We start from the raw sequence: 12,224 nt of genomic DNA on the forward strand, positions 1-12,224 counted from the left end.
GAATATCTGAGCTTCGCAAGGACATGTCGACCATGATGAATCTGAACGAAACGCTGCCGATCTGCATCGCCGGTCAATGGCGACTGGGTGGCGGCGACCGTTATGCCACGCTCTACCCGGCCACGGGTGAGCCGGTGGCCTACCTCAATGCGGCCAGTGTGGCCGATGTGGAAGAGGCCATCGCCGGTGCCGACCACGCCTTCCGCACCAGCGGCTGGGCGCAGAAGAAGCCGCATGAACGTGCCGCCGTCCTGTACCGCGTGGCGCAGCTGATCCGCGAACGCGGCGAAGCCCTGGCGCAGATGCAGCGCCTGGACAACGGCAAGCCCATCAGCGAGACGCGCAATCTGGTGGCCAGCGCGGCCGGCACCTTCCAGTTCTTCGCGGCCGCCTGTGAAACCCTGGAAGAAACCCTCACGCCCATGCGTGGCGACAACCTCACCATGAGCGTGTATGAACCCATGGGCGTGGTGGCCGCCATCACACCGTGGAATTCGCCGATCGCCAGCGAGGCGCAGAAGATGGCGCCGGCCCTGGCTGCCGGCAATGCAGTGGTGGTCAAGCCGGCCGAGGTGACCCCGCTGGCCGCGCTGGAACTGGCGCGCATCTGCATCGAAGCCGGCGTGCCGGCCGGCATGATCAGCGTGCTGCCGGGCAAGGGCTCGGTGATCGGCGACGCCATCACCCTGCATCCGCTGGTCAAGCGCGTCTCCTTCACCGGTGGCACCACCACCGGCAAGCACATCGCCCACATCGCCGCCGACAAGATGATGCCGGTCTCGCTGGAACTGGGCGGCAAGTCGCCCACCATGGTGTTCGAGGATGCCGATCTCGACCATGCCGTGGCCGGTGTGCTGTATGGCATCTTCAGCAGTTCCGGCGAATCCTGCATCGCCGGCTCGCGCCTGTTCGTGGCGCGCTCGCTGTACGACGGTTTCATGGAACGCCTGGCCGCCGGTGCCGCCGCACTGCGCGTGGGCGATCCGGCCGACGAGCGCACCCAGATGGGGCCGCTGATCACCGCCCGCCATCGCGAAGGCATCGAGCGCTATGTCGACATCGGCGTCACCGATGGCGGCCGCATCCGCACCGGTGGCGTGCGTCCGCAGGGCGCGCAGTTCGAGCGCGGTTACTACTACACCCCGACCATCATCGAAGGCGTCAGCAATGAGCAGCGCATCTGCCAGGAGGAAATCTTCGGGCCGGTGCTGGTGGCGATGCCCTTCGACAATGAAGACGACCTGATCCGGCAAGCCAACGACAGCGTCTATGCGCTCGCTGCCGGTATCTGGACACGCGACTACAAGCGCGCCTGGCGCATCGGCCGCGCAGTGCAGGCCGGCAATGTCTGGATCAACACCTACAAGCAATTCTCGATCTCGACCCCCTTCGGAGGCTGGCGCGACAGTGGCCTGGGTCGCGAGAAGGGCAGGCTGGGCATCCTGCAGTACATGGAGCAGAAGGCCATGTACTGGGGCATGAACGAACAGCCCTTGCCCTGGGCCGGCTAAGAGCGCCGCCCCCCTGAACACGTATTGGAGACACACATGGACGTATTGGGTATCGACGAAATCATCTACGGCGCGGACGACCTGCCGACCTGCCGCCAGTTCTTCCTCGACTGGGGCATGCTGCTGGCGCAGGAAAGCGCAGCCGAACTGGTCTTCGAATCGCAGAACGGCTGCCGCGTCATCGTGCGCGACAGCGCCGACCCCGGCCTGCCGCCGGCCATCGAAGCCGGACCGACCCTGCGCGAGGTGGTGTGGGGCGTGTCCTCGGCCGCCGTGCTGGACAAGTTCGCCGGCCGCATTAGCGGTCTGCCGGGCTACGTCAATGACGGCAAGCGCGTCGGTTGCACCGATCCGAACGGCCTGGCGGTGCGCTTCCAGGTCTCGGTCAAGCGCGATGTCGAGGTCGAATGCGCCCGCATGAACACCTGGAACGAAAAGAACCGCATCAACCAGCGCAGCCCCATCTACGAACGTGCCACGCCCATCGAGGTGGGCCACGTGGTGTTCTTCGTCAAGGACGTCAAGGCCTGCGAACGCTTCTATTGCGAGAACTTCGGCTTCGTGCCCTCGGACCGCTATCCGGAACGCGGCGCCTTCCTGCGCTGCGCCGATGTCGGCGGGCATCACGACATCTTCCTGCTGCAACCGCCGGAGGCAAGGTCGGGCTTGAACCACGTCGCCTTCACCGTGCGCGACATCCATGAAGTCTTCGGCGGTGGCATGCACATGTCGCGCAAGGGCTGGGATACCCAACTGGGTCCGGGCCGTCATCCGATTTCCTCGGCCTACTTCTGGTACTTCAAGAATCCGGCCGGTGGCCTGATCGAATACTACGCCGATGAAGACCAGCTCGATGCCCACTGGGAGCCGCGTGACTTCGAACCCGGCCCGACCGTGTTCGCCGAATGGGCCATCGATGGCGGCATCGACGGCAACACCCGCCGCCAGAAGAATGCGCAAGGCCCCAGCGGCAAGTTCCTGACCGACCGCGCGCCGGCCGGCAAGTAAGACGGCAATCCGTCATTTGTAGAAAGGAAATCCAGATGTCCTTCAAGATCGGAATCCTGGGCGCCGGCATCGGCGGCCTGACCGCCGCCATCGCCCTGCAGCGCGCGGGCCATGAGGTGGTGGTGTATGAACAGTCCAAGCAATTCCTGCGCGTGGGCGCGGATATCAACCTCACCCCCAACGCAGTGCGTGCACTCGATGGACTGGGCATCGGCGAGGCCGTGCGCCGTACCGCCGCCCGTCCCACCCACCGCATCAGCCGTACCTGGGACAGCGGCGAGGAAACCTCGCGCCTGGCCATGGGCGACACCGCCGAGCAGAAATACGGCGCACCGCAACTGACCATCCACCGTGCCGACCTGCTGGCGGCGCTGGCCGAGGTATTCCCGCTGGAGCAGGTGCGCTTTGCCAAGCGCGCCGAGAAGATCAGCGAAGAGGGCGATGGCATCCATCTGCACTTCACCGATGGCAGCACGGACCGCGTGGACGTGCTCATCGGTGGCGATGGCATCCACTCCGCCGTGCGCACGGCCATGTTCGGTGCCGAGAGCCCGCGCTTTACCGGCGTGGTGGCCTTCCGCGCCGTGGTGCCGGCCTCCCGCGTGGCCGGCGTGCCGAACCTGCAGGCCTTCACCAAGTGGTGGGGGCCGAACCCGGAAAGCCAGATCGTGACCTTCCCGCTCAATCGCGGTGAAGATATCTTCATCTTCGCTACCACCGCGCAAGAAAGCTGGCACCTGGAATCCTGGACCACCCCGGGCAACGTGCAGGAACTGCGCGATAGCTACGCCGGTTTCCATCCCGACGCCACGGCTTTGCTGGATGCCTGCGACGAAGTGCTCAAGACCGCGCTGTATGAACGCGATCCGCTGCCGGCCTGGGCGCGCGGCAACATGGCGCTGCTGGGTGATGCCTGCCACCCGATGATGCCGTTCATGGCGCAGGGCGCCGGCATGGCCATCGAGGATGCGGTGGTGCTGGCGCGCTGCCTGGCCAAGGTCACCACGCTGGAGCAGGTGGCAGGGTCCTTGCATGCCTATGCGCAGTTGCGCATGGAACGCGCCTCGAAGATCCAGATCGGTTCACGTGGCAACAACTGGTTGCGCGAGGGCGGCAACGCCGACTGGGTCTATGGCTATGACGCCTGGACCACGCCGCTGGATGCGCAGCCTGAATCCGTCGCCGTCCCTGCGTGAGCCAGCGATGAGTGCAGAGACCCACTCCGACCGCATGCTCCTGACCATCTTGCTCAGGCATGACCAGTCGAAGAACCTGGAGCAGATCCAGGCCCACATGAAGCAGATGGACTGGTGGGAGCGCTTCCCGGTGGAAGGCTGTCGCGTGGTGTCCTGGACCGTGGCCATGGGCCTGGGCCAGATCGTCACCCTGGAGCTGCCGCCGGCGCTGCTGCCGCAAGTCAATGTCGAGCTGGAGCGCTCGGCCTGGGGTGTGTTCCGTACCGAGTGCTACCCCACTTACGATTTTGTTCCCGTGCGCGAGCGTATCCGCGAGCGCGTCAGAAATGGAGGCCAATGATGGTTGCAACTGTTACCGATGTCTATCTCAATCCGCACCAGGCACGTCGCCGTGCGCCGACCCAGTTCGAAGACCTGCTGGGCGACTCCATCGAGCGCGCCTATGCCGCTGGCATCCACGAGCTGGATGCGCTGGTGGCACACCTGAACCGTACCGGTCCGAGCTGCCCCTACAACCAGGGCGTGTGGACCGCCGCCAACTTCCAGGAAGAGATTGCCCGCCTGGCCGCCTGATCCGTCCAGACGCCAAGCCAGCCTACAGGAGAGTATCTAAATGAGAACCACCGCCAATGATCCCGTCGACGCAGTCCTCGCCGTCGGCCTGAAAGACCTGTGGTATCCGATCTGCCCGTCCGAGTTCGTGGCCGAGAAGCCGGTCTCGCTGCGTCGCCTGGGCAAGAAGTTCGTGTTCTGGCGCGAGCCCTCGGGCAAGCTGCATGCCCTGGAAGACCACTGCCCGCACCGTGGCGCACCGCTGTCCATGGGCATCCCCATGGGTGACCGCATCGCCTGTGGCTACCACGGCGTGCAGGTGCGCTTCGACGGCGTGGTCACCAGCGTACCCGGCAGCCCCGGCTGCAAGCTGGAAGGGGCCAAGGCCACGCGTCGCTTCCACGTCACCGAAGCGGCCGGCGCCATCTTCCTCTACAACAGCATGGAAGACGTCGACACCCCGCCGCCGCTGCGCCTGCCGGAAGAACTGACCAGCCCCGAGTATTCCAACTTCCTGTGCTACACCGAATGGAAGGGGGATTACCGCTACGTGCTGGACAACGTGATGGACCCCATGCACGGCACCTTCCTGCACAAGCAGTCGCACTCCATGGCCGAAGGCGACAACACCGCCAGCTTCGGCATCCGCGAGACCGACATCGGCTTCGTCTTCGAAAAGGAAGGCCAGCGCGACGTCAACTTCGACTGGACCGAATGGGGCGATACCGACCTGCACTGGATGCGTCTGGCCATTCCCTATCCCAAGACCGGCGGCCCGGGCGGCAGCTTCGTCATCATCGGCAGCTACACGCCCATCGTGGACAACATCGCGGCGGTGTTCCACTGGCGCTGCCGCAAGCTGTCCGGCTGGCAGCGCGACACCTGGCGCTTCCTCTACCGCAACCGCCTGGAAGCGCGCCACTGGAACGTGCTGGAACAGGACCGCGTGGTGCTGGAACTGATGGAGCCCGACGCCAACCAGCGCGAGATGCTGTACCAGCACGACATGGGTATCGTGCGCCTGCGTCGTCACCTGCGCGGTCTGGCCAAGGCCCAGCTGGCGCGGGAAGAAGAACTGGCCGCGGCCAAGGCGCCGGTGAAGGCAGCATGAACCACGCAGCAAGCCCGGTCGCCGTGCGCCATGTGAAGACCGACAAGGTCCCCGAGCTGGCCACGGCCACCTGGTCCAACTGCCTGGTGGTGGGCGACGAGATCGTGATGTCCGGCATGACCGCACATCCGGCCTCGCGCCAGCAGACGCTGGACACCTACCAGCAGACGCTGGTGGTGCTGGGCAAGATCCGCGATCTGGTGGAGGCCGCCGGCGGCAGCGTCGGCAGCATCACCAAGCTGGTGATCTATGTCACCGACATCGCGCACAAGGACGAGGTAGGACGCGCCCGGCGCGACTTCTTCGGCACGCCTTATCCATGCTCGACGCTGGTGGCGGTGAGCGCGCTGGTGTTTCCGGAACTGACGGTCGAGATCGATGCCTTTGCGCGCCTGGGTGTGGACCTGCGGCAGGCAGTGGGCGGTTGATGCAAGTGGCTGCAAGTGGCAGCAAGTGACAGCAAGTGACACGAGGCGGTTTGAACAATCTGATGTGATGGTGGTGCATTCATGAGCAGTCCTCTTATTTCCGTGCGCGTGCAGGCCATGCGCTTTGAAGCGCAAGGCGTGGTCAGCGTCGAACTGCGCCTGCCCGAGGGCGGCGAGCTGCCGGCCTTCGAGGCCGGTGCGCATATCGACCTGCACCTGGGCAATGGCCTGGTGCGCAGCTATTCGCTGTCGAACTCGCCGACCGAGCGGCATCGCTATGTGGTCGGTGTGCTCAACGACCGGGGCAGTCGCGGCGGTTCGCGCTACGTGCATGAACAACTGCGGGTCGGTGCCAGCCTCACCATCTCGGCACCGCGCAACAATTTTCCGCTGGAAGAATCCGCGCCGTTGTCGGTGCTGATCGCCGGTGGCATCGGTATCACGCCGATTTCCTGCATGTATCACCACCTGCGCGCCCAGGGTCGGGAAGCGGTGTTGCACTACTGCGCCCGCTCGCGCAAGGAAGCGGCCTTCACCGCCGAGCTGCTGGGCGAGCCGGGTGTGTCCAGCCACTTCGATGACGAGGCTGGCGCGCCGCCTGACCTGCGGGCTTTCCTCGCCGCGCATCCGAAGGACGCGCATTTCTATTGCTGCGGGCCGACGCCCATGCTCAACGCCTTCGAAAACCTGTGCGAAGAACTGGGCCTGCCCAACGTCCACATCGAACGCTTTGCCGCCGAAAAGGTAGAGGCGGTCCAGACCGGCAGCTACGTGGCCGAACTGGCGCGTAGCAAGTCCAGCGTCACCGTCCCGTCTGGCAAGTCGCTGCTGGACGCCTTGCTGGATGCCGGCATTGCGGTCGATCACAGCTGCCGCGAAGGGGTTTGCGGCGCCTGCGAGACCAAGGTGTTGGAGGGTGAACTGGAACATCGCGATGGCGTGCTCAGCAAGGCCGAGCGCGCTTCCGGCAAGACCATGATGGTGTGCGTGTCCGGCTGCAAGGGACAACGCCTGGTGCTGGACCTGTAGCAGGACCTGTAAGGCAACAAGGCCCGGGCAGCGTTCGCCCGGCCCCATGCCCGTGCTCAGGCACAGGGCATTTTTTTGAGCCTGATGAATTTTGTGGAACGTCGATCCATAGGTGAAACAAATAACACCGGATCACGCACCACCTGGCAAGCGGCGCCCGCCGACCATGCGGGACAGGGCGCCTCGCTTGCCGGCAGAAGTCACCTCTCCTGCGCACGGGGCGCCGGGGAGCAGTGAGTGAATGCGGCCTGGCCGCGTGTTTGGACTTTATTCGTTGAAGGGGAGTTTGATGAAGAAGTTAATGATTGCCGCAGCGGCATCCTGCCTGTCGGCGGGCGCCTTTGCGCAGAGCAGCGTCACCATCTACGGCAGCCTCGATGCTGGCGTAGCCTATATCAACAACCTCAATGGCGGATCGGTGTCGCGCCTGGATCAGGGCACGATGCAGCCGGATCGTATCGGCTTTCGTGGCATCGAGGACCTGGGCGGCAATCTGAAGGCGATCTTCCAGCTGGAAGCCGGCTTCTACACCGACACCGGCGGCACGCCCAATTCCTCCAAGCTGTTCAACCGCTACAGCACCATCGGCCTGTCCGGCGACTTCGGTGCGGTGACCCTGGGCCACATGCCGGACGTGGTGTTCGACTACGTGGGCAAGCTGTCCAACGGCTTCCAGCTGACCAACTGGTACCTGTTCCACCCGGGTAACCTGGACAGCCTGGCCAACACCTACCAGTTCGACAATGCAGTGCGCTATACCTCGCCCACCGCAGGCGGCTTCCAGGGCAGCCTGATGTATGGCTTCGGCGAAGTGGCCGGCGACAGCAGCGCTGGTCGCAACGTCAGCGCCGGTGCGACCTACACCAATGGCCCGTTCCGCGCGGCTTTGGCGTATTCCAAGCTGAACAACCGTGCCGCTGGTTACGCCGGCACCTTCCTCAGCAGCGTCGGCCTGGGCAATGCAGCGACGGTCTTCAACAGCCTGACCACCACCGCCGGCGGCCTGGGTTACACCATCGGCAGCGTGCGCCTGAACACCGCCTACACCCAGGTCAAGCTGTCCATGCCCAGCGGCGCCACGCCCAAGCAGAAGAACCTGGACCTGGGCGCGGCCTGGCGCTATGCCACGCTGGACACCATCAACTTCGGTTATGGCCTGTCCAAGCTGGAAGGCGCGCGCTGGAACACCTTCAGCCTGTCGCACGTGCATGAGTTCTCCAAGCGCACCCAGTGGTACGTGCAGGCCGCCTACCAGCGTGCCGGCGGCGATGCGCGCTTTGCTGTCATGAACGGTACCGGTGCCAGCGGTTCCACCGGGGTCTCCGGCGGCCAGGGCCAACTGGTCACCACCATCGGCATGCACCACTCGTTCTAAGGCCATCTTTGGATGGCTGGCATTACCTTCTGTGAATAGTCTTGTCTTGCGTATCCCGACCCTGGAGCGGGTTGGGATTTCGTAGTGCCTTGGGCGGAGGAAGTCGCTTTCTCCGCCATTTTTTTATCCAAACCGAATTCATTGCCGGTGGGCATCATGACATCGTCCCCCCGGCATTCTTGCGTTGCGGAGAAAGCCTCATGATTGCAAATCTCAAACTGGGCGCCCGTCTTGGACTGGGCTTCGGACTGGTACTGGCGCTGCTGGCCGGGATCACGGGACTGGCCATCGCCAGCCTGTCCACGCTGCACCAGGGCACGCGCCAGATCGTCGAAGACCGCTACCCGCAGGTCTTGCTGGCCAATGACGTGCTCTTGCACATCAGCGAGAATGCCAGCGCCATGCGCAACCTGCTGCTGCTGGACGACCACCAGAAACTGATCGAGGAAATCGCCCGCATCGACAAGGGTGAAGCCGCCATCGGCGAAGACCTCGGCAAACTGCAGGCGCGCCTGTCCAGCGAGCAGGGCCGCAAGTCCTTCGCCGAGATATTGTCGCTGCGCGCCAGCTACCGCCAGGGCCAGCAGCGTTTCCTGCAATTGGCCTCCACCGGCGCCACCATGGACGCCACCGAGCTGTTGATGACCAGCCTGCGCCAGGACCAGGACAAGTACATCGCCCGCCTCAAAAGCTATATTTCGGTGGGCACCATGATGATGGAGCGCAGCGGCCAGGAAGCCGCCGACCAGTACCATGGCAAGACCCTGATCATGCTGGCCATCGCTGCGCTGGCGGTGTTGCTGGGTGGCGGCTTTGCCTGGTGGACCACGCGTTCCATCACGCGCCCGGTACGCCATGCAGTGGAGGTGGCGCAGCAGGTGGCCGACGGCAACCTGTGCAGCGAGATCCGGGCCGGCGCGCGGGACGAGATCGGCCAGTTGCTGGAGGCCTTGCGCCAGATGAATGGCAGTCTCACCCGCATCGTGGCCGATGTGCGCGGCGGGGCCGAGACCATCGCCACTGCCTCGGCCGAGATCGCCGGTGGCAACCTGGACCTCTCGGCGCGCACCGAGCAGCAGGCCGGCTCACTGGAAGAAACGGCGGCGGCGATGGAGGAACTGACTTCCACCGTGCGGCAGAATGCCGAGAACGCGCAGCAGGCCAACCAGCTGGCCTCGGATGCCTCCGGCGTGGCGGCGCGCAGCGGGGAAGTGGTGCAGCAGGTGGTGAGCACCATGCAGGGCATCAGCGAGGCCTCGCGCCGCATCGTCGACATCATCGGCGTGATTGACGGCATCGCATTCCAAACCAATATCCTGGCGCTCAATGCGGCGGTGGAAGCGGCGCGTGCCGGCGAGCAGGGCAGGGGCTTTGCAGTGGTGGCATCGGAAGTGCGCTCGCTGGCCCAGCGCTCGGCCACGGCGGCCAAGGAGATCAAGGCGCTGATCGACGATTCGGTGGCGCAGGTGGATGCCGGTGGACGCCTGGTGGTACAGGCCGGCGCGACCATGGGCGAGGTGGTGGACAGCGTGCGACGGGTGTCGCACATCGTCGGTGAGATCAGCATGGCCACGCAGGAACAGCGTGCCGGTATCGAGCAGGTCAATCACGCCATCACCCACATGGATGAAACCACCCAGCAGAACGCGGCGTTGGTGGAACAGGCCGCCGCCGCGGCCCAGTCCTTACAGGACCAGTCGCAGCGGTTGCGTGAGCTGGTGGGTGTGTTCCGGCTGCAGGAGGTGCGACCGGAGCGGACGATGCTTCAGGCCGCCGAGGTGGACGATGAGGAGGCTGTCGCCGCCTTGCCGCGATACAGCACCAGTGTGGCGATCAGCCCGCAGAGGGCGGCAAAGCTCATCCAGTAACCCGGTGCCGCCTTGTCGCCGGAGGTCTCGATCAGCCAGGTCGAGACCAGTGGCGTGAAGCCGCCGAAGATGGCAGTGGCCAGGCTGTAGGCCAGCGAGAAGCCGACCGTGCGCACATGCGCGGGCATCACCTCGGTGAGCGCCACCACGGCTGCGCCGTTATAGCTGGCGTAGAGGAAGGACAGCCACAGTTCGGTGATGAGCAGGTTCTTGAAGCTGATGTCCGAGACCAGCCACGACATGATCGGATAGGCGGTCAGCAGGGTCAGCACCGTGAAGGCCACCAGCACCGGGCGGCGCCCCACGCGGTCCGACAGCGCGCCCATGATGGGCAGCCAGCAGAAGTTGGACAGGCCCACGCAGAAGGTGACGATGAGGCTATCCGAGGCCGACAGCTTGAGCACGTTCTTGCCGAAGGTGGGGGTGTAGACCGTGATGAGATAGAAGGACACGGTCGTCATCACCACCATCATCATGCCGGCTACCACGATCTTCCAGTTCTGTGCGATGGAGGCCATGATTTCGCCAAAACGCGGATGGTGCTTGCGGGCCAGGAATTCCTCGGTCTCCTGCAGCGAACGGCGGATGATGAAGATGGCCGGTACGATCAGGCAGCCGATGAAGAAGGGAATGCGCCAGCCCCAGTCGCTGATCTGCGCCGGTGCCAGCGACTGGCTGACCAGATAGCCGATCAGGGCCGACGCCATGATGGCCGCCTGCTGGCTGGCGGACTGCCAGCTGACGTAAAAGCCCTTGTTGCCGGGCGTGGCCATTTCAGCCAGATAGACCGACACCCCACCCAGTTCCACCCCCGCCGAGAACCCTTGCAGCAGCCGTCCGGTCAGTACCAGGATGGGCGCGGCCACGCCGATGGTGGCGTAGCCCGGCACGAAGGCGATCAGCAGTGTGCCGATGGCCATGATGGCCAGCGTCACGATCAGGCCCTGGCGGCGGCCGACGCGGTCGATGTAGCTACCCAGGATGATGGCGCCCAGGGGACGCATCAGGAAGCCCGCACCGAAGGTGCCGAAGGTCAGGATCAGCGAGACGAACTCGTTGTCCGACGGGAAGAAGGTCTTCGAAATGTAGCTGGCATAGAAGCCATACAGGAAGAAATCGAACATCTCCAGGAAATTGCCGCTGGTCACCCGCAGGACGGTGGACAGCTTGGAGTGTTGGATGCTTTTTGTGCTTGTTGTGCTTGTGGTCATGTCGGTCTCTCTCTTCTCTCTGGATTCAGGCGCTGGATCAGCCGTCGATCAGCGCGGCGCCGGATCCAGGCCGGAGGCCTTGATGGCCGCCTCGGCTTCCGGCGAGGCCAGGTATTGCAGCAGTTCCCTGGCGGCCTGCGGCTCCTTGGTGCCGACCACCACGCCTACGGAGAACGGAGTAAGCTGCTGCGCGCTTTCGGGGATGGGGCCGATGATGTCGATGCCCTTGATCGGCTTGAGCTCGGAGATCTGCTGCAGGCCGACTTCGGCCTCGCCGCGCGCCACCACTTCACCCACCGGCTCGGCGGGGATCATGCGGCCCTTGTAGGCCATCTGCTGGTCGATGCCCAGGCGCTTGAACAGCTTGGTGGAAAGGAACACGCCGCTGGCGCTATCCGAATAGACCACCGAATGCGCCGTCAGCAGCGTGCGCTTGAAGGCGTCCAGCGTGGAGATATCAGGCCGGGGTGCGCCGGCCTTGACCGCCAGACCGATGCGCGAGAGCGCCAGCAGCTTGTGCTCGGAGCGCGACACCTTGCCCTCGGCCACAAGCTTGTCCAGAGAGTCACCGACCATGATCACCACGTCGATAGGTTCACCGCGCTTGAGACGGTTGGGGATGGCCTGCGGGGTTTCGCCCATGGACGGGCCCCAGCCGGAGATGAGCTTGTGGCCGGTCTTCTTTTCGAAGTCCGGGGCCAGTGCCTTGTAGGCGGCGGCAAAACCGCCCGAGCTGACCACGTGGAGATCGGCTGCGGCGGCCAGGCTGCTGGCGGCACCGATGACCAGGGCCAGCACGCTGCGCTGGAGGACGGAATGGGCGAGGATGTTTTTCATGGGATCTCCGATTGGCGTTTTTAATTTGAGCTAGGGAATGAGACCCGGCAGTTTGCGGAGTATCCTTTGAAAAGTTAATTGCATTTAATCTTGGGATT

At 64.5% G+C, this 12,224-nt stretch carries 12 protein-coding genes; 10 read left to right on the forward strand and 2 right to left on the reverse strand.

Features of this window, described 5'->3' with window-relative positions; translation table 11 throughout:
- The first annotated feature begins 35 nt into the window (after positions 1–35).
- The 10 genes from HFRIS_RS05905 (at position 36) to HFRIS_RS24720 (ending at position 10,078) form a co-directional block, all read left to right on the forward strand.
- Positions 36–1,511, forward strand: a complete 1,476-nt coding sequence (locus HFRIS_RS05905) for an aldehyde dehydrogenase (protein ID WP_006462354.1) — start codon at positions 36–38, stop codon at positions 1,509–1,511.
- A 36-nt stretch (positions 1,512–1,547) separates the two neighbouring features.
- Positions 1,548–2,519, forward strand: a complete 972-nt coding sequence (locus tag HFRIS_RS05910; RefSeq protein WP_006462355.1) for a VOC family protein — start codon at positions 1,548–1,550, stop codon at positions 2,517–2,519.
- Between the two features lie 35 nt (positions 2,520–2,554).
- Entirely contained in the window at positions 2,555–3,715 is a 1,161-nt protein-coding gene (locus tag HFRIS_RS05915; protein WP_006462356.1) for an FAD-dependent monooxygenase, read from the forward strand.
- Between the two features lie 7 nt (positions 3,716–3,722).
- Positions 3,723–4,055 carry a hypothetical protein gene (locus HFRIS_RS05920; protein ID WP_006462357.1) on the forward strand — a complete coding sequence of 111 codons (333 nt, stop codon included), beginning with the start codon at positions 3,723–3,725 and terminating at the stop codon, positions 4,053–4,055.
- Complete coding sequence (locus tag HFRIS_RS05925; RefSeq protein ID WP_006462358.1) at positions 4,055–4,288, forward strand: recombinase-like helix-turn-helix domain-containing protein; 234 nt, start codon at positions 4,055–4,057, stop codon at positions 4,286–4,288. Before HFRIS_RS05920 ends, HFRIS_RS05925 begins: the two co-directional genes overlap by 1 nt.
- A 40-nt stretch (positions 4,289–4,328) precedes the next feature.
- Positions 4,329–5,378 (forward strand): aromatic ring-hydroxylating oxygenase subunit alpha, encoded by a 1,050-nt coding sequence (locus HFRIS_RS05930; protein WP_006462359.1) that lies wholly within the window; start codon positions 4,329–4,331, stop codon positions 5,376–5,378.
- Entirely contained in the window at positions 5,375–5,806 is a 432-nt protein-coding gene (locus HFRIS_RS05935) for a RidA family protein (protein ID WP_006462360.1), read from the forward strand. The genes HFRIS_RS05930 and HFRIS_RS05935 overlap by 4 nt, the downstream gene beginning before the upstream one ends.
- Positions 5,807–5,887: 81 nt before the next feature.
- Positions 5,888–6,835, forward strand: coding sequence for a PDR/VanB family oxidoreductase (locus HFRIS_RS05940; protein WP_039874647.1), 948 nt, complete (start codon positions 5,888–5,890; stop codon positions 6,833–6,835).
- A 289-nt stretch (positions 6,836–7,124) separates the two neighbouring features.
- Positions 7,125–8,210 carry a porin gene (locus HFRIS_RS05945; RefSeq protein ID WP_039874649.1) on the forward strand — a complete coding sequence of 362 codons (1,086 nt, stop codon included), beginning with the start codon at positions 7,125–7,127 and terminating at the stop codon, positions 8,208–8,210.
- A 200-nt stretch (positions 8,211–8,410) separates the two neighbouring features.
- Positions 8,411–10,078 (forward strand): methyl-accepting chemotaxis protein, encoded by a 1,668-nt coding sequence (locus tag HFRIS_RS24720; protein WP_081626824.1) that lies wholly within the window; start codon positions 8,411–8,413, stop codon positions 10,076–10,078.
- Here HFRIS_RS24720 and tcuC read toward each other — a convergent pair.
- On the reverse strand, positions 9,976–11,289 hold the full coding sequence (gene tcuC / locus HFRIS_RS05955; RefSeq protein ID WP_006462365.1) for an MFS transporter: 1,314 nt from the start codon (positions 11,287–11,289) through the stop codon (positions 9,976–9,978). The two genes, HFRIS_RS24720 and tcuC, sit on opposite strands and share 103 nt — an antisense overlap.
- Positions 11,290–11,337: 48 nt before the next feature.
- Positions 11,338–12,126, reverse strand: coding sequence for a substrate-binding domain-containing protein (locus HFRIS_RS05960; RefSeq protein WP_006462366.1), 789 nt, complete (start codon positions 12,124–12,126; stop codon positions 11,338–11,340).
- Positions 12,127–12,224: the final 98 nt, after the last annotated feature.

The organism is Herbaspirillum frisingense GSF30 (genome assembly GCF_000300975.2).
Classification (GTDB): Bacteria; Pseudomonadota; Gammaproteobacteria; order Burkholderiales; family Burkholderiaceae_D; genus Herbaspirillum; species Herbaspirillum frisingense.